This window comes from Streptomyces cupreus, assembly GCF_014257025.1.
In the GTDB taxonomy this organism is placed as follows: Bacteria; Actinomycetota; Actinomycetes; order Streptomycetales; family Streptomycetaceae; genus Streptomyces; species Streptomyces cupreus.
On record NZ_JACMSF010000002.1, the window covers coordinates 272,712 to 291,782 of the forward strand.

Annotated in this window: 12 protein-coding genes and 1 tRNA gene; 8 read left to right on the plus strand and 5 right to left on the minus strand. The window is 70.6% G+C overall.

The features are described 5' to 3' along the window. Positions 1–22: 22 nt before the first annotated feature. Positions 23–220, plus strand: a complete 198-nt coding sequence (locus tag H4N64_RS03070) for a hypothetical protein (RefSeq protein WP_260859513.1) — start codon at positions 23–25, stop codon at positions 218–220. A gap of 140 nt (positions 221–360) precedes the next feature. Then, positions 361–434 (plus strand) — tRNA-Pro (locus tag H4N64_RS03075). 839 nt (positions 435–1,273) lie between these two features. On the opposite strand, the gene H4N64_RS03080 is transcribed toward H4N64_RS03075, so the two are convergent. Continuing rightward, positions 1,274–2,248 (minus strand): GNAT family N-acetyltransferase, encoded by a 975-nt coding sequence (locus H4N64_RS03080; protein ID WP_186280499.1) that lies wholly within the window; start codon positions 2,246–2,248, stop codon positions 1,274–1,276. A gap of 527 nt (positions 2,249–2,775) precedes the next feature. Here H4N64_RS03080 and H4N64_RS03085 point away from each other — a divergent pair. From H4N64_RS03085 to H4N64_RS03100, 4 genes are read left to right on the plus strand one after another with little or no spacing between them, the layout of a single operon-like run. Next, positions 2,776–3,771: a branched-chain amino acid ABC transporter permease gene (locus tag H4N64_RS03085; protein WP_186280500.1), complete on the plus strand. Its 996-nt coding sequence runs from the start codon at positions 2,776–2,778 to the stop codon at positions 3,769–3,771. 12 nt (positions 3,772–3,783) lie between these two features. Next, entirely contained in the window at positions 3,784–4,776 is a 993-nt protein-coding gene (locus tag H4N64_RS03090; protein ID WP_186280501.1) for a branched-chain amino acid ABC transporter permease, read from the plus strand. Then, positions 4,766–5,647, plus strand: coding sequence for an ATP-binding cassette domain-containing protein (locus tag H4N64_RS03095; protein WP_186280502.1), 882 nt, complete (start codon positions 4,766–4,768; stop codon positions 5,645–5,647). The genes H4N64_RS03090 and H4N64_RS03095 overlap by 11 nt, the downstream gene beginning before the upstream one ends. 5 nt (positions 5,648–5,652) lie before the next feature. Continuing rightward, positions 5,653–6,393 carry an ABC transporter ATP-binding protein gene (locus tag H4N64_RS03100; protein WP_186280566.1) on the plus strand — a complete coding sequence of 247 codons (741 nt, stop codon included), beginning with the start codon at positions 5,653–5,655 and terminating at the stop codon, positions 6,391–6,393. Positions 6,394–6,422: 29 nt separating this feature from the next. On the opposite strand, the gene H4N64_RS03105 is transcribed toward H4N64_RS03100, so the two are convergent. Together H4N64_RS03105 and H4N64_RS03110 are read right to left on the minus strand one after the other, a co-directional pair. After that, positions 6,423–7,682, minus strand: coding sequence for an ABC transporter substrate-binding protein (locus H4N64_RS03105; RefSeq protein WP_186280503.1), 1,260 nt, complete (start codon positions 7,680–7,682; stop codon positions 6,423–6,425). Positions 7,683–8,347: 665 nt separating this feature from the next. Further along, entirely contained in the window at positions 8,348–11,299 is a 2,952-nt protein-coding gene (locus H4N64_RS03110; protein ID WP_186280504.1) for a glycoside hydrolase family 30 protein, read from the minus strand. Between the two features lie 201 nt (positions 11,300–11,500). Here H4N64_RS03110 and H4N64_RS03115 point away from each other — a divergent pair, with 201 nt between their 5' ends. After that, entirely contained in the window at positions 11,501–13,315 is a 1,815-nt protein-coding gene (locus H4N64_RS03115; protein ID WP_186280505.1) for an ABC transporter ATP-binding protein, read from the plus strand. A 133-nt stretch (positions 13,316–13,448) separates the two neighbouring features. On the opposite strand, the gene absR1 is transcribed toward H4N64_RS03115, so the two are convergent. After that, positions 13,449–14,534, minus strand: a complete 1,086-nt coding sequence (gene absR1 / locus H4N64_RS03120) for a beta-glucuronidase AbsR1 (RefSeq protein ID WP_186280506.1) — start codon at positions 14,532–14,534, stop codon at positions 13,449–13,451. Between the two features lie 97 nt (positions 14,535–14,631). Here absR1 and H4N64_RS03125 point away from each other — a divergent pair, with 97 nt between their 5' ends. After that, on the plus strand, positions 14,632–16,404 hold the full coding sequence (locus H4N64_RS03125) for a LuxR family transcriptional regulator AbsR2 (protein WP_186280507.1): 1,773 nt from the start codon (positions 14,632–14,634) through the stop codon (positions 16,402–16,404). A gap of 9 nt (positions 16,405–16,413) precedes the next feature. Here the strand turns inward: H4N64_RS03125 and H4N64_RS03130 are convergent, their stop codons facing one another. After that, positions 16,414–19,020, minus strand: a complete 2,607-nt coding sequence (locus H4N64_RS03130) for a CHAT domain-containing protein (RefSeq protein WP_186280508.1) — start codon at positions 19,018–19,020, stop codon at positions 16,414–16,416. Positions 19,021–19,071 lie beyond the last annotated feature (51 nt).

Below are 19,071 nucleotides of genomic sequence, written 5' to 3' on the forward strand. Positions count from 1 at the left end.
CAGGGGCCGTACCGAATCGTCGATGAGATTGTTGACTGGCCTTCCTGGCCGTAAGCACCGCCAGAACGCCCTGCTCATCGCCGTGGACCCGGCGGCCTTCGGTGACCCGGACGCCGCCGTGGCCGACGAGCGGGCCGCGCAGGGGATCCCGGTCACGCCGAGGGTGTGGCGCGAACTGACGGAGGCGGCGGAGAAGTTCGGCCTCAACCCGCCCGCCTGACCGGCTCGTCGCCGGCCGATCGGGGGACGGCCGGCGAGGGGGACGTACGTACGCCAGAGCGGGAGTCAGACAGGAGCATCCGGCCGCATACGCTATGGTTTACCTGCGAGTTCTCGCGGATCAGCGCGAGAGGAACGCACCGGGACGTGGCGCAGCTTGGTAGCGCACTTGACTGGGGGTCAAGGGGTCGCAGGTTCAAATCCTGTCGTCCCGACAGCTATACGACTAGTTGTCGCAGGTCAGGGCCTTGGATCACTTAGGTGAGACGAGGCCCTTGATCGTTTCTGAGGCTTTCGACTCACAATATGAGGCCGCGATTCGCAACCGGGGCCGCTCGGTCACGACTTAAGCAACGGTGGTGCCGACGCTCTCAGCGGGCGGTACCTTTCCGGGCACAACTGCCCCTGCGGGGCGGTCTGGGGGAAGGGGGCCAGCATTGCAGTCAGCCCGCTCTGGCAAGCTCCACGGCCTTGGTCAACAGAGCTGGCCTTCAGGCAGGTGGTGGGACGATTGAGGTGCACCGCAACGGAATACTGCCAACTGATCCCTACCTCGTTGTCGTCGAGATCAAGAACTCTGGACGACATGCGATCCCCAGCCAACAGTTCGATCGAGACAGGCCTTTGGAACTAGATCTGGATGTACCGATCGTCGAGTTGATGGATGCCAGTATCAGTGATGGCGCGTCCGTCATGAACGCATGCGACTGGGTCGGGTGCCGCCGCAGCCGCGGCGCTCGCACGGGTCCTGTCGTGAGCCTCCCACACCCTCAACCGAGTAGCTCGCTCAGCTTCTCCGAGCCTGCCTTGAGACTCTGCGGGTCGGGATGGACGTACACGCGCTTGGTTGTCCGTCTTGAACGGGCGCCCAAGGACTACTGACCTTCAAAGCGTGGTGTCGCAGGGTTCACGTCTCGTGATCCCTGCGGTATGCCGACGTGGTCAGTGGGAACGGTGACGGGCGGTGAGCGACAGGTCGTTCAGCGTGGAGTCCTGGTGTCAGTCGTCTCCTGACGGCATCGGGTCTTCCCCGAAGCCGAGTATGGCGGTGGACTCAGCGCCAGTCGTCGATCACGTAGGCGTCCGGGTGGCTGTAGCCAGGTTCGTTGGGCTTGTGCATGGTCACGCCTTGCAGCCAGGTACGGAAACCGCGGTCGACCATGCGCCGGTAGGCGTCCTGGCGGGCCAGGTTCATTCCGGCGTCCAGTTGCCCCAGTCCCTTCTCGGTGGCCAACTGCTCGCACGCATTCAGCAGTCGTTCGAACCGGTCCGCGGCGTCCGGGCCAGGGCGTACGGCGCCGAATTTGACGAAGCACACGTCCTCACCGGCCTCCGACCCCGCTCCGCAGTGGCAGACAGCCAGACCGTCGAGGTCGGAGTCGGCGCCCTCGAGGAGGATGGTGTCACCGAGCCCCTGCGCCTGTGTGGCCATGATCTCGCGCTCCAGGCTCAGGCCCTCGTACACGGCCCCCGTCAGTGCGCGACTGAGGCTCAGTGCGTCGGGCCGCTCGGCGGCGGTCAGCTCGCCGTACAGCGCAAGGCCGGGGGCTGCGGCACTGACGGCGACCTGTTTCTTCATGATGGCTGTAAGGAATCGGGGCCAGAAACCGTACCGGCGGTAGAGCTCGAGGTGCTTGGGACTGTGCGAGAAGGTGAACAGACCGAGGTGGCGGTTCTCCCAGGTGTCGAAGCAGGCCATGACCGGTTCCATGAGGCGCCTGCCGATGCCCTGGTCCCACAGATCCGGACGTACGGTCAGCGGGCCGAAGAACCCGACGCTGCCCCAGTTGGCGGCGAAGTTCGATCCGACGACCTCGCCCTCGACGGTCGCTGCGAAGGCCGCGTGTGGATCTGCCGCCCAGCGGGTGCGGACATAGTCGGCGGTCCCGAAGAACGTCTCCGGCTCGGGGGCCCCGAGGAAGGTCCCGAAGGCGACCCTGAAGATCTCGTCGGCCCGATCCAGGTCCGGCTCAACCAGCGGGCGGACCGACACCGAGGCGGCGGCACTCGTTCGCTTCGCTGCGGGCATGATCGCTCTCCTTTCCGCCCCCAGTTCCATCGCACCACGGACGTGCGCCGCGGGCGAAGCGACAGGTCCGGCGGTACCTCAAGGATCGAGCGGCCGCGTTCCCCGACGACCGGGCGGCCGTCTTCCTGCCGATCGACGACCCGCTGGGCCCCGGTCCTCCGGGGGCCTCCGAGGAGCCGGAGGAGCGCCGACTGTGCCTGCCCTAGCGCCTCGCCCCGCCGTGGTTATCACCGCCGTCGACAAGTTCGCCCAGCGAACTATCGGAGCCCGCCATGGCTACTTGACCTTGAACTCTCGACCGCCCACCACCCGGTGACAGCCAACGCTGCTCCCACCAGGTGTGCCGCACCGACCGCGCCCCAGACCTCCGTCCTGGTCCCACGGCGGCGGGCTGACCGGACCCTGGGCACGTCCGGCGCCTTCCCCAAGCCCAGCATCAGGTGTGCCACTCAACCGGCGCCCGCTCGCAGGGCCTATTCCGCTCCTACACTGAGTAACAGGAATATTCAGGGCATACCGGGAACATCATGTGCCGTCCGCGCATTCTCCTTCCGGCGCTCGCTCTGGCACTCGTGGTGCTGTGCGCATCCCCCGCGTGGGGACAGGGCGAGGAGGTCCCACGCGGCCGGGGATTCGGTGCGCGGCTGCTGCAGGCGCTGATCGACGGTGTGCAGTTCGGCGTGATCATCGCCATCACCGCTGTCGGACTGTCGCTGATCTTCGGCACCATCCACCTGATCAACTTCGCGCACGGGGAGTTCGTCACGATCGGCGCGACGTTCGCGTTCTTCCTCAACGTCTCGCCGACGGGGCCCGGCTGGCACCTCGTGCCGGCCGCGATCGCGGCGGTCCTCTTCGGAGCGTTGCTGGGCGGGGCCGTGGACCGCGTCATATGGCGCCCGCTGCGGAGGCGGGGCACCGGGTTGATCAACCTGTTCATCGTCACGATCGGGCTGTCCCTGCTGCTGCGGCACATCGTGCTCGTGCTGTACGGGACACGGCCCGGCTCCTTCGCCCAGTACGACATCCAGGAGACCATCGACCTGGGGCCGGTCGCCATCACCCCGCGGGACCTCACGGTCACCCTGCTCTCCGTCCTGGTACTGCTCGGCGTCGCCGCGCTGCTGCAACGGACACGGATCGGTACGGCCGTCCGCGCCGTCTCCGTCAACCGCGACCTCGCCGAGGCATCCGGCATCGATGTGCAGCGGGTGGTGCTCGCGGTATGGATGCTCGGCGGGGCCCTCGCCGCCCTGGGCGGGGTCTTCTTCGGACTGGTGGAGATCATCACCTGGGACATGGGGTTCAAGCTGCTGCTGCTCATGTTCGCCGGGATCATCCTGGGCGGCCTGGGCTCCGCCTACGGCGCGATGGTGGGCAGCCTGGTCATCGGGATCGTCGCCCAGGTGTCCACCCTGTGGTTCCCGGTCGACCTTCAGTACGCCTGGGCGCTGCTGGTCCTCATCGCCGTTCTGCTCGTCCGGCCGCAGGGCATCCTCGGCCGTCGCGAACGCGTGGGATGAGGGGGCGGGAGCATGGACTTCTCGGTCATCTTCTCCGACGCGCTGCGGTCCGGCATCGGTCCCATCGCCGCCGTCTACGCGCTCGCCGCAATGGGTCTGAACCTGCACTTCGGCTACACCGGCCTGCTCAACTTCGGCCAGGTCGGCTTCATGCTGGTCGGCGGCTACGGGCTCGCGGTCACGGTCGCGACGTACGACGGATCCATGTGGCTCGGTGTCCTGGCCGGACTCGCCTGCGCCGTCGTGCTGGCCCTCCTGCTGGGTGTCCCCACGCTGCGGCTGCGGGCCGACTATCTCGCGATCACCACGATCGCCGCGGGGGAGACACTGCGGCTGTTCTACCGCTCCAGCTGGGCCGAGGACGTCACCGGCGGGGTGTTCGGTCTGCAGCGCTTCGCAAGCGACTTCTACGACCTCAGTCCGATACCGCCGGGCACCTACGGGGTGTGGCTCGTGGAGTTCAACGCACGGGACCTGTGGGTGCTGATCGTCGGATGGGGACTGGTGGCCGTGGTGGGGGTGCTGCTCGCCCTGCTGGTGCACAGCCCGTGGGGCCGCGTCGTCCGCTCCATCCGCGACGACGAGACCGCGGCCCGCAGCCTCGGCAAGAACGTCTACTGGTACAAGATGCAGAGCCTGGTGCTGGGCGGAGTGATCGGGGCGGTCGCGGGCATGCTGCAGGCGATCCAGGTGCAGTCGGTGAACCCCGACAGCTTCGACCCGGCCGTCACCTTCTTCCTGTACACGCTGCTGGTGCTGGGCGGTGCCGGGCGGATCCTGGGCCCGGTCATCGGCTCGATCCTGTTCTGGTTCGTGCTCACCTTCCTCGACAGCGCGCTGCGGCAGGCCATCGACGCCGGGTACATATCGTCCGACCTGATCAGCACGTCCGAGATCGGGGCCGTGCGCTTCGCGCTGGTCGGTCTCGCCCTGATCCTGCTGATCGTGTTCCGGCCGCAGGGCATCCTCGGCAGCCGGAAGGAGATGCTGCTCAGTGAGCGATGACCAGGCACCCACCGTTCGCGCGTCCGCCGCGGCCGGCCGACGGCTCGCCGGGACCGCGCCCGAGCCGGGCGTGCCCAAGCCCGACGCGCTGCTCGTCCTGGACGGGGTGACCCGTAGCTTCGGCGGACTCGTCGCCGTGCGGGTGGACCATCTGGAGGTGCAGCGCGGGGCCATCACGGCGCTCATCGGCCCCAACGGCGCCGGCAAGACGACGCTGTTCAACATCGTGAGCGGATTCGACCGGGCCGACGGCGGCCGGTGGTGGTTCGACGGGCGTCTCCTCACCGGGCGTCCCGCGCACCGGGTGGCGCGTGACGGCCTGGTCCGTACGTTCCAGCTCACGCGGGTGCTTCCCCGGCTGACCGTGCGGGAGAACATGCTGCTCGCGGCCTCCGGGCAGCGCGGCGAGCAACTGCTGCCCGCACTGCTGCGGCCGCTGTGGCACGGCCAGGAGCGGGAGGCCGGGCACAGGGCGGACGAACTGCTGGAGCGGTTCAGGCTCGGGCGGCTCCGCGACGACCACGCCGGCACACTGTCGGGAGGCCAGCGCAAGCTGCTCGAACTGGCCCGCGCCCTGATGGCCCGGCCCGTCATGGTCCTGCTCGACGAGCCGATGGCCGGCGTCAACCCGGCACTGACGCAGAGCCTGCTCGGGCACATCACCGAGTTGCGGGACGAGGGAATGACCGTCTGTTTCGTCGAACACGACATGGACGTGGTGATGGGCATCAGCGACTGGGTCGCCGTCATGGCGGACGGCCGTCTGGTGGCGGAGGGCCCACCGCACACGATCGCCCGGAACCGAGCGGTGGTGGACGCCTATCTGGGCAAACGGCACGACGAACCAGGAACGATCCAGGAGGAGCCGTGACTGTGATGTCCGCCGACGAACACCCACCGGTGCTGACGGCCGAAGACCTCGTCGCCGGATACCTTCCGGGAGTCGACGTGTTGCGCGGATGCAGTGTCCGGGTGGAGCCCGGCGAACTCGTCGGTGTGATCGGCCCCAACGGCGCCGGCAAGTCGACCCTGATCAAGGCGGTCTTCGGTCTGCTGCGCGTGCGGGGCGGGACGGTACGGCTGCTCGGCGAGGACGTCACCAACCGGCCGGCGCACGAACAGGTCCGCCGGGGCGTGGGGTATGTACCCCAACTGCAGAACGTGTTCCCGGCGCTGACCGTCGAGGAGAACCTGCGGATGGGGATCTATCTGCGGCCCAAGGACTTCGCCCGGCGGGCCGCGGAGTTGGAGGAACTCTTCCCGGTGCTGGCCGCCCGCCGCAAGCAGAAGGCCGGCTCGATGTCGGGCGGCGAGCGGCAGATGCTCGCCATGGCACGGGCGCTGATGATGGAGCCGCGGCTGCTGCTGCTCGACGAGCCGTCCGCGGGACTGTCCCCGGCTCATCAGGATCTCGTGTTCGAGCGAGTGAAGGGGATCAACGGCGCGGGCGTCGCCGTGCTCATGGTCGAACAGAACGCCCGCAGATGCCTGCAGATCTGCCACCGCGGGTACGTTCTGGACCAGGGCCGGAACGCGTACACCGGTACGGGTTCGGGGCTGCTGCACGACGAGAAGGTGATCGAGCTCTACCTGGGAACCCTCGCCCGCGTCCGTTGACCCCGCTCGGCTCGGGTGAACCCCCTCTCTCACTCCTGGGCGGTGCTCTCCTCGGTGCGGACGGTCTGCAGCTTCCCCTGGTCGTCGTAGGCGTACACCTCGATCGTGGCCCGGCCCGGTTCACCGTCGTCGGTGAAGTCGAGCGGACCGCTCACTCCGTCGTAGTCGATGTCGCGCCCGTCCGCGATCAGTTCCTTGCACGCGGCGAACGTGTTGCACTTCTCCCCGTCCTTGGTGATACCGACCATTTCCTCCGCGAACTTCTCGGGGTTGTCGGACTTCGCCTGCTCCGCCGCGAGGGCGACGGTCATCGCACAGTCGAAGACCTGCGGCGCGAACTGCAGCTCCTTCAGGTCGGGCGCGAACTTCTTCAGGTCCTTCACGTACTGCGCGTTGGTCGCCGACGCGGGGGCCGTCCCCTTCATCCCGGCGAGTCGCTGCGGGTTGCCGGGAGCGACCAGCGAGGGCAGTTCCTCGCTGCGCAGGCCGTCGGCGCCGTACACGCCGACCCGGTCAGGACCCAGCCCTGCCTCGATCAGGGCCTGCAGCACCTGTGCGCCCTCCTCGAACGCGATCACCACGACCGCCTCCGGCCTGGAGTCCTTCACCTTCTGCACGATCTGGTCGAAGTTGGTCGCCTTCGGGTCGTAGGTCTCCGCGAGCGCCACGGTCGCACCGTCGTCCTCCAGCTCCTTCTCGGTGGACTCCAGCAGGCCGCGCCCGTAGTCGTCGGCCCGCCCGATCAGGGCCACCCGGTCGTGGCCGTCTCCGCGGATGACGTCTGCCAGGACCGGCGCCTGCAGTACGTCGCTCGGGGCGGTGCGGAAGTAGAAGCCGCCGTCGTCGTAGTCGGTGAAGGTGGGTGCCGTGTTCGAACCCGAGCACTGGACCACGCCGGCTCCGGTCACCCGGTCGATGAACGCCAGGGACATCCCGGAGGCCGCCGCGCCGATGATCGTGTCCACGCCGGCGGCGAGGACCCGGTCGGCCGACTGGGCCGCGACGGCTTCCTGACCGGCCTCGTCTCCGGAGACCACGGCCGGGACCGGCTTGCCGAGGACGCCGCCCGCATCGTTCATCGTCTGGATCGCGAACTTCAACGACTCGATCTGCGGCGGTCCGAGGAAGGCGAGCTGCCCGGTCTCCGGCAGCACGTAGCCGAACTTGAGCTCACCGTCTTCCTCACCGGCCGGGGCCACGGCCTGGGCACCGCCCGGCACGCCCACGGCCGCCACCAGCAGGGCCGCCGCGCCGGCGAAGATCGCGGACCGTCGTACTGACGCTTTCATGTCCGCCTCCTCTCAACGAGGCGGGCGTCAGTCGAGAGGCCGGCCACCGCCCGCCCTCATAACAGAGGGTAAGACGCGCACGTCGCGGGTGGCGATACCGGCCTGCTCCGGAGCAGGTGCGAGAGCGCGCGGGGGATGTCCCCGGGCGTGGATTCGAAGTATCGGCTGCGAAGGCGGTCGCGCATGCTCGCACTGCGGATCCGGTCGCTCGGCGGTTTCGGGGTGCAGGTGGGGCCCACGGGAGATCGCCGACGGCCCGTGGCAGCGGCTCTGCGCGACGGCCGCCTTCGACGCGGTCGAGTGCGGCGAGCCCGCCGAAGCGGCCCGGGCGGCGCGCTCGGCTTCGGCCGCGGCTGCCCGCTACGGCGAATGAGCTCCGCTTGGAGCGCGATGGCCGAGACCGGCTCCCGCGCGCCGACCGAGGAGCGGGGCGAGGCGTCCGAGGCGCGGCGGCGCCAGCCGGCGGTGGGCGGCTGTACGGCAGGGCCCGGCAGCCGTACTGGGCCGCCCGGTCGACGGTGCGGGCGGCGCTCGATCCCAGGCCGGCTGGATGGTATCCGTGGGGCGCCGCAATGAGTGGCTGTACCCCGAAATATTACGGAGCCTCCTGCACACAACTTGCACGCCGGCGGGTCTGCCGGAGACGGCAGGCCCGCCGGCTGCTTCTACCGGCGCACCAGACCGGCGTGGGCCAGGTCCAGCCGGTGCGTGAGCTGCTCGACGCCGATGACGTCGAGGCCCTTCTGCCCCCTCACCGCGGCCTTCGCGGCCGAGCGCGCGGTGTCGAACAGGGCCCAGGAGTCGGCCGTGTAGTCGTCCTGCGCCGGGTTGCCGATCGCCTCCAGGGCGGAGCGGACCGGGGAGGTGTCCACGGTCCCGTCCACGTCCGCGGAGAGCGAGCGGAAGGCGTCGACGACGAGCTTCCCGGACTTCAGGACGAACGTCGCCGTGTGTCTGCCGTCGGGCAGTCCGCGCAGCGTGTACGTCGCCTGGCGCTTGGCGGTCGCGGTGGTGGTCGCGTCCTTGGCGACGGGCTTGCCGTCGATGTGGACGTCGAGCACGGCGCTGCCGTCGTTCCCGCCGATGACGTCGATGCCCGTGCCGCTGAACGGGACCGTGACGGACGCGCCGGCGGTCGTGCTCGTCGACGTGGACCGGTACCAGTCCATGGCGTCGCCGAGTGAGGCCTTCCTGCTCCAGGCGCCCTCGTGGGCGACCGAGCTGTCCATGCTGTCGAGCAGCGTGGTGGCGTAGGGCGTGTATCCGTCGATCTTCTCGACCTTCAGGTTGTCGAAGGCCGTCCGGTGGAAGTCGGTGCCGAGCTTGACGCGGCCCTGCGTCTCGGCGGTCGCGTCCCGGTACGTGGCGACGGCCGTGCCGTCGACGTAGGCGGTGATCGTCGCGCCCTTCGCCTCGACCGCCAGCCGGTAGCCGTCGGACGCGGCGACCGTGCCGTGCGCGACCGCGGTGCCGTAGTCGTACAACGTCCATGCGCCGTCCGGGCCGATGCCCACGCTGTACGCGGCATCCGTCGCAGCCATGCCCTTCTGCTGGCGCACGCCCAGTGTGGCGCGTCCGCCCGCGGGGTCCGGGAACGAGATGTCGACGGAGGCCCGGTAGTTCTCCCAGCGGAAGTCTCCGACCGTGGTGTTCGGGGTGTTCCTGTTCCAGGCGCCCGTGTCCTTCATGGACTGGTCCATGTACTGGTAGAGGACGTGGTCGCCGTTCGCGTCGCGGCCGACCTCCCAGGCGCCGGTCTGGTCGACGAGGTAACGCGGCTGGTTGCCACGGGACTTCAGATACGGCTGTGCCGTCCGGCGCGCGCCGTTGTCCGTGCCGACCCGGACCTTCCCTTCCTCCTCGTAGTCGAAGTCGTCGGCGTAGAGGACGGAGTCACGGGTGTCGTGCGCCTTGCCGGTCGTGTCCGTGTCCAGGACCGTGCGCCGGCCGGACTCGGGCAGGCGTCGCAGGGTCTCCTCGTCGTCGCTGCGGTCGAGCGTCGTCAGGGTGGTGATCGACCGCGGCCGCACCGTGTAGGTGTAGAAGCCGTCGTCGTCGGGGCGGAGTTCGTCGGCCAGGTGCTTGAAGTTCGCGTCGTAGGCCTGTCCGGGGTCGGCCGCGCGGGTCTCCCACACCTCCAGGGCGGGATCACCCAGGCGCATGTTCTCGGCCTTGATGCGGTAAGTCCTGGCCCTGTCACTGTCGTTGACGACGACCGTGGAGAAGTCCTTGAGGGCGGGGTCGGCGAGCGTCATGTAGCTGGGCGCCCCGTTCGAGCCGTCCACGTTCTCCGTGCCGCTGACCCCGCTGTAGCTGGCCTCGGGCACCGTGCGCCAGATGCCCTTGGTGTTGGTGTCGTTCTCCCAGCCCGTCTTCGCGAACTGGGTGAAGTGCTGCATCACATACAGGGCGGCGTCGTAGTGGAGGTGGCCCGACCACGGGTCGCGGGCGCTCACCAGCTCCTTGTGGCTGTACTGCGCGCCCTCGTAGAAGGCGCCGATCGCCGGCTGGAAGACGTAGTGCGTCCGCTTGGAGTTGGCGTAGCCCTTCACGGAGCGGTTCGCGAGGTCGAGGGCGCTCTGCACACCGCCGATCCCGGTGCTCGCGCCGCCCGGGCCCTCGGTGTTGCGGACGCGGTAGTCGGTCCGGCCGAAGGAGCCGACGCCCTCGCTGTACCAGACCTCCTTGTCCTGCTGGTACGTGTTGTCGCCGGTCGCCAGCTTGGTGTACGGCTGGTAGGTCGCGCTGTCGGGGGAGCCGTCGAGCCGGTCGTCGGTGGTGTAGTGGTAGCCCACCGCGTCGACCATGCCGAAGAGTTCGGCGTCCGTGAGCAGGGCGGGCCCGATGTTCTTCGTGGTGTTCTCGTCGGACGCGACGATCTTGATGTTGCGATAGGCCCGAGCGGCCTCCTGCCGCTTGTCCGCGGGCAGGCCGTACCGCGGATCAGCGAAGTCGTTGTCGCTGGTGAGCGCCTTCTTGTACCACTTGATGAACGACACGTCCGGATTCCGCGTCTCATTGGTGTCCGGATTCACGTAGTCGACCATGTAGCCGTACTTCTCGTACGCGTCGAGGATCGTCTCCTTGTACCACTTGTACATCTCGTCCGAGCCGGTGCCCTTGTTCCACTCGGTCTGGACCCACCGGGGCATCACCCAGCGCAGGATCGAGACCTTGAGGTCCGGGTTGACCGTCTTGGCGTCGGCGGCCAGCTGGAAACCGGGGGAGCGGGAGGCGTCGGCGTGCTCGTCCGCCGTGCGCATCGTCGCCGGGTCGGCGCCGGTCGAGGTGTTCGTGTCCGAACCCATCTCGATCTTCACGTGGTTGATCAGCGGGTTCCGGCCGCCGAACAACTCCCTGATGAGCTGCCAGTACCGCTCGGGCTGCTCGGCCTTGTAGTCCATCAGCAGATTGCTCGTGCTGTTGCAGCTGAGCAGCCCGAGGCCCTTGTAGGTCAGCCCGTTGACGTTGTCGGCGCGCACGTGGTCCCCGTTCACCACGATCTCCACGGGGTCCTCCGCGGTGTGGGCGGCCGGGGCGGTGAGCACTCCGGCGGCCAGTGCCGCGGTGGTCGCCGCGGCGAGCGCCGCCCATCCGAGTCTTCGCTGCGTACGCATCCCGCTTCGACTCCTTCTGGATATTCGAAATACCGAATGATGTCCGCGATTCCGGTTGAGACCGTAGGTAGCAAGCGGTTTCTACGTCAATGCCCTTGCAGCAGTCGTGAACTGACGGTCCATCGGTATCAATCAGCCGGAAAACGCTTGGACTGCGCGGTCGCCGCCGCGGGACACTGCCGTGCTACTCGGGGGGTGGGGATGGAAACGCCTGAATTACGCAAGGTCCCGCCGCGCAGGGGCTCGGTGCTCCTCGTACTTCGTTACTACCGACAGGAGCTGGCCCGGCTTCGCCGGCTGACCGCGCCCGCGATGCTGCTGTCCGCGCTGGGCAACATCGGACTCAACTACATCGCGCCGCTGATCGTCGCCAAGCTCGTCGGCGACCTCGCCGACGACACGGACGTCACCGTCGCCTCGACGCTGCCGTACGTCCTCGGCTTCGCCGGGGTCCTGCTGCTCGCGGAGGCGCTGTGGCGCGTCGCCCTGCACTGCCTGAACCGCCTCGACGCCCTCGGCATCGAGCACCTGTACGTGATCGGCGTGGACGAACTGTTCGCCAAGGACGCCGCGTTCTTCCACGACAACTTCGCCGGATCGCTGACCAAGCGTGTCCTGAGCTTCGCCACCCGCTTCGAGCAGTTCGTCGACACGCTGACGTTCCAGATCGTGGGCAGCCTGGTGCCGCTGGCCTTCGGCGCGGTGGTGCTGTGGCGCTACGAGCCGCTGCTCGTCGTCGGGCTCCTGGCGATGATCGCGCTGACGGCGGTGTGCGCGGTGCCGCTCATCCGGCGCCGCCAGGTACTCGTCGGACGGCGGGAGGAGGCCATCGCCCGGGTGTCGGGCCATGTCGCCGACAGCCTGATGAACATGGACACGGTCCGGGCGTTCGCCGCCGAGGAACGCGAGGCCGCCGAGCACCGCTCCCGCGTCGCGGTGTCCCGCCGCCTCACCCTGCGGTCCTGGGACTACGGCAATCTGCGCATCGACACCCTGGTCGCGCCGATGTCCGTCCTGACCAACGCGCTGGGCCTGCTGCTCGCGGTCGCACTCGGCGGCGGCGACCACGGTGTGGAGGCGGTGGTGGTCGCCTTCACGTACTACGCCAACGCCACGCGGATCATGTTCGAGTTCAACCAGATCTACCGCCGTCTGGAGAGCTCGATGACGGAGGCCGCCCAGTTCACCGAACTACTGCTGACACCGCCGACCGTGCTCGACCCGCCGGTGCCCGAACCGCTGCCGTCCGGGCCGGCCGACGTCCGCTTCGAGCAGGTGACCTTCGCCCACGGCGGCGCCGAGCCGCTGTTCGAGGGCCTCGACCTGACGGTGCCCTGCGGCACCAGGGTCGGCCTGGTCGGGCGGTCCGGCGGCGGCAAGACCACGCTCACCCGGCTGCTGCTGCGGATGGCGGACATCGACGCCGGCCGGATCCTGCTCGGCGGCCAGGACATCAGCAAGCTGCGCCAGGCCGACCTGCGCAGCCTGATCGCCTACGTACCGCAGGACCCGGCGATGTTCCACCGCACGCTGCGCGAGAACATCGCGTTCGCCCGGCCGGACGCCACGGACGCCGAGATCCGCCGCGCGGCCGAGGCGGCTCACGTCACGGCGTTCGCCGACGCGCTGCCCGACGGTTTCGACACCATGGTCGGCGAACGCGGAATCAAGCTCTCCGGCGGACAGCGCCAACGCGTCGCCCTCGCCCGGGCGATCCTGCGCGACGCGCCGATCCTGCTGCTCGACGAGGCGACCAGTGCCCTGGACTCCGAGAGCGAGATCCTGGTCCAGGAGGCGCTGTGGCGGCTGATGGAGGGGCGGACGGCGCTCGTGGTGGCACACCGGCTGAGCACGGTCGCCACCATGGACCGACTCGTCGTCCTCGACCGCGGACGGATCGTCGAACAGGGCACCCACCAGGAACTGCTCGCCTCGGACGGCGCCTACGCGAAGCTGTGGCAGCACCAGTCGGGGGGCTTCCTGGACGACAGCCCCGCACGGGCGGAGCTGCACTGAGCGAAGCTGTCCGTCGCCACGGACAGCGACGCGGCCGAGAGACGTCACCCTCCCCCGAAGGCGACGTCTCTCGGCCACTCCCCCGGCGCCGGACTGGTGGTCCGTCCGCCCGCGTGCGGCTGTACCCGTGCCGTTACCAGCACATCACCGCGGTTTCCCCCGACCCCCAGGTGGAGTACAGGCGCACACGGACGAAGTAGCGGCGGCCCTTGACGAGATGGGCCCTGATCGTGGCGTTGCCGGCCGTGCCCCCGTCGTCCTGGCCGGTGAGGTAGCGGGGTTCGCCGTCCCGCTCCTCGAAGACGACCACGACGGTGTCGCTGTCGCCGAAGGTGCCCACCGTGTACTCACGGGTCTCCGGCGGCTCGACGACGAAGTCGGCCTGTTCGCCCGGGCCGAGACCGATCGGCGCCGAGCGGAACGGCACCAGCGCGGGCGGCCGAGGAGGGCCGGCCGGCGGGTACCAGCGCAGGACGAACTCCTTGTCGGCGGGGGAGAGCGTGCCGGGCGGGTTCAGACCCGCGCGGAACTGCTCAGGCTCCAGGATGAGCCCCGCCTCGAAGGGGTACTCCATGATCGACTGGGGGTCCCAGACGGAGCCGTTGACCTCGTCCGGGTCCAGCTTGCGCAGGATGTTGAAGGACGTCGTCTCCCGGCTCCAGAAGTTCGGCGGACCCGCGAGATCCGCGAAGACGGCCTCGTCGTCCCAGTGGATGCCGGCGAACGGGCTCTGGTGCTCGTGCAGCATGCCGAGCGCGTGCCCGATCTCGTGCAGCGCCGTCCCGCGCTCCGAAGGCACGGTCAGGTCCCAGCCGAAGTTCATGGTGCGTTCGTTCTGACCGACCTGGAGCGCGTCCTTGCCCACGGTCGACCACGAACCGTCACCCAGCTGGAACCCGATCCGCAACTCGGCTTCCGAGCGGTCGAAGACCTCGGTGAACGACACCCCGATGCCAAGGCCCCGCCACTCCTGGAAGCACTCGCGCACCACGTCCTGCTGCTCCTTCGAGCCGACCCACGACACCCGCCGGGACCCCCCGGTCCCCGGTACGGGAATCACGGACGCGTCGCTGTCGCCGTCGAAGAAGTAGTAGTGCAGGACCGTGTTGTTGACCCACATCCGGCGTCCCCCGACGATCGCGCGCTGCCGCTCGGCGGTCAGCCCCGGTGCCGGAAGCGGGGCCGACTGCTGTGCGAGGGAGCAGTAGCGAGCGGTCATGCGCCAAGGTTGCCGTCGGCGGCGTCCTGGCGCCTGAGTCGGGGGCTACTCAAGTCGCCCTGTATCAGGGATGAGTAGGGGGGCTCTTGTAGGTGTGATGACATTCGAACGGGATGCGAAGACCCTGGAGCTGCCCTGGCCGTTCACCGGACGGGACAGCGAAGTCGAGCTGATCCGCCGGTCCCTGGCGGCCGGCCGGCACGGCATCGTGGTGACCGGGTCCGCGGGCTGCGGCAAGACCCGGCTCGTCGCGGAGGCCACCCGTGGCACCGACTGCGCCAAGGTGGCCGGCACACCCGAGGCCCGCACGATCCCCTTCGCCGCCTTCGCGCATCTGCTGCCCGAAGGGGTCACCCTGCACCGGGCCGTACAACTCCTGTCCTCCGTACGCCTGTTGATCATCGACGACGCACACCTCCTCGACGACGCCTCCGCCGCCCTGGTCCACCAGCTGGCCGTACAGGGCCGCACCCGCCTGCTGGTCGTCGCCGCCACCGACGGCGTCCCCGCGCCCGGCGCGATCTCCCGGCTGTGGACCGGCGAACTGCTGCCCCGCCTCCTCCTGGACCCGTTGCCCCCCGAGGAGACGGCACACCTGCTCGGCGGTGGCCTCGATCCGCTCACCGTGAACCGGCTGCACCGCCTGTGCCAAGGGGATCTACGGCTGCTGCGCGACCTGTTGGGCGCGGTGCGCGAGCGCGGAATGCTCACCCGGGTCCCGGACGCGGACACCTGGGCCTGGCGGGGCCCGCTGCCGCTGACGGCGACCGTGCGCGAGCGCGCCGCGCACGTCCTGGAGCGCGCCCATCCCGAGGAGCGCGAGACCCTCGAACGCCTCGCCTTCGGCGAACCCCTCGCCCTGGACATGGACCTCTTCGACCTGTGGGTCCTCGAACGCCTGGAAGCCGATGCACTGATCCGCATCGACGACCAGGGCACCGTCCGTCTCGCCCACCCCCTGCACGGCCCGGTGCTGCGGGCCGCGGCCGGCCGGCTCCGGGCGAGGCGACTCGCCCGTACCCCGGACCAGTGCGCGGCGGCCCTCGACGCCGAGGCGGCCGCGTTGGCACGCAGTGTCCGACAGGCCGACGTACGGGCGGTGTCGGCGCCCGTGGGGGAGTGGCTGGTGGACGAAGGGGCGCGGGTCCCGGCCGGATACGCGGCCGTACGCGCCCGGTTCGCGCGGATCGGCGGGCGGCTTCGGGAGGCCGAGGCGTGGGCCAGGGAGGGCCTGCGGGACGCGCCGGAGGACCGGCACTGCCGCGATGAACTCGCCCTCGCGGTGGCGCAGTCGGGCGAGGTGACAGCCGTGGCCGACGACGCCAGGAACGGCTGGCCGGCCGTCGCGCGCGGTGACATCGACGCCGCGCTGGCGACCGTGGAGCCCTACGACGCCGTACGCCTCGGCGCGCCCGAGCGTGCCGCAGGACGGCTCGACGGAGTCTTCGCGCAGCATGCCGACGCGCTCGCGCGTGGTGACGGTCCCGCGCTGGACCGGGCCGCCGAGGCGCTCAAGGAGCGCGGGCTGCTGCTGTACGCGGCCGAGGCGCACGCCCAGGCCGTACGCGCCCACCGCGACCCCCGGGCGGCCCGCACCTCCCGCACCCGTGCCGTGGCCCTCGCCCGCCGCTGCCAGGGCGCCCGCACCCCCGCCCTGTCCGGCCTGGTCCTCGGCGAACTCACCGCCCGCCAACGCCAGATCGTCACGCTGGCCGCGGCAGGCCTCAGCAACCGCCAGATCGCCGAACGCCTCACCCTGTCCGTCCGCACGGTCGGCAACCACCTCTACAGTGCGTACGCCCGCCTCGGCGCGAGCGACCGGGGCGCGCTGACGTGGCTGGTGGAACTGCCGGAGGCGCAGCCCGCGTGACGGGCGCTCTCAGGCCGCCCCGAACGCGGAGAACGCCCACCCCGTCGCCTGGTGCACGGCGTCGCCGGGCACCGCGGCGCGGGCGTCACGGAGCGCCTCGGCCAGGGACAGCCCGGCGCTCAGGCCCTTGTGCAGCGCGACCATCAGCGGGACCACCGCGGCGTCGTTGACCGGTGCGCTGGCCGCCACGACCCCTGCCGTGCCGAGCGGGAGCAACGCGGTGACCAGGCCGAGGAGTTCATCGGCGCCGACCGAGGCGAAGCGGGCCGTGTCGCAGCAGGGGAGGATGATGCGGTAGGGGCTGCGGTCGAGGCGTTCGAAGTCGTGCACGATCAGCGGGCCGTCGGCCATCCGCAGCGAGGAGAACAGCGGGCTGTCCGCCCGGAAGGTACCGTGCGCGGCGATATGTGCCAGCGCGGCCCCGTCCAGCTCCTCCAGCACGCGCGGCACGCTCGCGTGGTCGTCCTCCAGCAGCGTCGGCGTGCCATACCGGTCGGCGAGCTCGGGCACCTCCGCGCCCCCGGTGGCCAGGCCGGGACCACGCACCAGCACCTGGCGGCCGCCCGGCGGCGGCTCGGTCTCCCGGGCGCGCAGCCAACTGCTCGCCGAGGGCGACACGCTGACCACCCGCTCCCGCAGCGACGGCAGCAGCGACCACGGCACCCGGTGCAGCCGGCCGGGCGGCACGACCACCACAGGGCCGCTGCCCAGGTGTTCGGCCGCCGGGCCCAGCAGCAGCTCCTCAAGCCGCCGACCCGCCGCCTCCACCACCGGGAGCCGTCCCTCGGCGCCCGGGTGGGCCAGCCGCCGCAGCCCGGCCTGCACATGCTCGGCCTCCGTCTCCGCGTCGGCCAGCAGCCCGGCCTCGTACCGCCGTATCCGCCCCTGCCCGCACAGCAGCACCTGCACCCGCCCGTCCACCACGACCAGCTCGGCGAGCCGGGTGTCGTCGCCGAGCCGTTTCAGCAACCGCGCCGGGTCGAAGCGGTCGCCGTCGCCGGGGGCCTCCCCGCGCATGTGCAGGGTCCGCGAGCGTATCTCCCGTTCCAGTCGGCGCTGTTCGCGCTCCAGGGCGGGCACCGGCCGGCCTTCCATACGGGCGGCCTCCGCTCGGGCCGCGATCTCCCGGAACGCCGTGAGTCCGCTCTGCAGGGCGGGATCGGCGGGCGGCCGGGTCGGCGGGGCGGTCAGCACCGTGGCCCGCCAGCGCTCGCTCCACACCAGCAGCCGTCGCGGCCCCCCGGAGTCCAGGCTCACCCGCTGTGCCAGCGCGGCGAGTTCGGCGCCCTGTGCGGTGGCCCGCGCCCGGAGTTCGGAGGCGCCCAGCGTCGTACGGTGGTCGTCGAGCACGTCCAGGCCGCGTCGGCACGCCTCCAGGACCCCGCGCCCGGACCCGGCGGCCCGCGCCCGCAGCGCCTGCGCCGCCCAGCCGGTCATCCGCGCGAGCGGCGGTCCGGCGTGCCTGCTGCGGGCGGCGATCCCCAAGTGCTGTTCGGCGTCCGCGCGCCAGCCCAGCGCGAGCGCGATCCGGCCCGCGAGCAGCGAGGCCTCGGGCGCGGCCGGAGCACCGAAGGAGGCCAGCCGTTCGGCGACCCCGGCGGCGTCCGCGACCAGCCGCCCCGAGGCGCGTCCGGTGACTAGCCGCGCCTCGATCAGCACCAGCCGGGCGTGCGTCTCCCACCAGGTGCGCCGCTGCCCGGCGAACAGCCGTACCGCCAGCGCCGCGCGCGCCAGGGCGGTGTGCGGATCGCCCGCGAGCCGGGCCGCCCGCGCGGCGACGAGCAGCAGCTCCGCCTTGCGGGTGGACTGCCCGCCGATCTCGTCGAGCACCCCTATCGCCGCGTCCGCCTCGGCGAGCGCCTCCGGGGCGAGACCGGCGGCCATCAGCACCTCGCAGCGCCGGATGTCGAGCATGAACGTCGGCGTGCCGAGCTTGGCGTACCGCTCCTCGGCCTCGTCCAGCAGCCGCAGCGCCGCCGGGATGTCCCCGGACCGGAACGCGGCCAGGCCCCGGCTCTCCACGGCGTCCGCCTTGTCGTGCTCCTGGCCCGTGGTGTCCCACAGCGCCTCGGCCGCCGTGAAGTCCGCGTCCGCCCGCTCCACCGCGCCCAGCGCCAGATGCACCGTGGCGCGCAGGGTCAGCGCCCGCGCCGTCCAGATGACGTCATCCGCCTGCCGCAGCACCGGGATCGCCCGCCGTACGTCCTCCAGCGCCTCGCGGTGATGCCCGAGCACCCACCAGACGTACGCCCGCCGGTACAGCACCCGCGCCCGGGTGTGTCCCGTGCCGCGGGCGACACCCCGCTCGAACGCGGCGAGCCCCTGTCGGGTGCGGCCCGCGTGCACCAGCGCCACGCCGAGCGTGCCCAGCACGTCCGCCTCCCGGTCCGCGGAGTCCGCGCGCGCCGCGAGATCGCGGGCCCGCCGCAGATGGGCGAGCGCGAGCCGCAGATCGCCGAAGTCCCGCTGCCAGATGCCGATCACCTGATGGGCGATCGAGGCGTGCAACGGTGAGGGATCGGCGCCGAGCACCTCTTCCGCCCCGGCCAGAGCCTCACCGGGCGCGGCGAACACCTTCGGCAGCAGTTCGAGAACCGAGTCGCTTCCCGCTGTCACTCCACGGATGGTAGTGCTCCCCCTTGCCTGCCATACAGGTTTGGCGCTGTA

What these genes read in the sequence shown, in the direction of transcription:
- H4N64_RS03070 (WP_260859513.1), top strand. Translation starts at nt 23, where the DNA reads ATGAGATTGTTGACTGGCCTTCCTGGCCGTAAGCACCGCCAGAACGCC.
- H4N64_RS03080 (WP_186280499.1), bottom strand. Translation starts at nt 2,248, where the DNA reads ATGCCCGCAGCGAAGCGAACGAGTGCCGCCGCCTCGGTGTCGGTCCGC.
- H4N64_RS03085 (WP_186280500.1), top strand. Translation starts at nt 2,776, where the DNA reads ATGTGCCGTCCGCGCATTCTCCTTCCGGCGCTCGCTCTGGCACTCGTG.
- H4N64_RS03090 (WP_186280501.1), top strand. Translation starts at nt 3,784, where the DNA reads ATGGACTTCTCGGTCATCTTCTCCGACGCGCTGCGGTCCGGCATCGGT.
- H4N64_RS03100 (WP_186280566.1), top strand. Translation starts at nt 5,653, where the DNA reads ATGTCCGCCGACGAACACCCACCGGTGCTGACGGCCGAAGACCTCGTC.
- H4N64_RS03105 (WP_186280503.1), bottom strand. Translation starts at nt 7,682, where the DNA reads ATGAAAGCGTCAGTACGACGGTCCGCGATCTTCGCCGGCGCGGCGGCC.
- H4N64_RS03110 (WP_186280504.1), bottom strand. Translation starts at nt 11,299, where the DNA reads ATGCGTACGCAGCGAAGACTCGGATGGGCGGCGCTCGCCGCGGCGACC.
- H4N64_RS03115 (WP_186280505.1), top strand. Translation starts at nt 11,501, where the DNA reads ATGGAAACGCCTGAATTACGCAAGGTCCCGCCGCGCAGGGGCTCGGTG.
- absR1 (WP_186280506.1), bottom strand. Translation starts at nt 14,534, where the DNA reads ATGACCGCTCGCTACTGCTCCCTCGCACAGCAGTCGGCCCCGCTTCCG.
- H4N64_RS03125 (WP_186280507.1), top strand. Translation starts at nt 14,632, where the DNA reads ATGACATTCGAACGGGATGCGAAGACCCTGGAGCTGCCCTGGCCGTTC.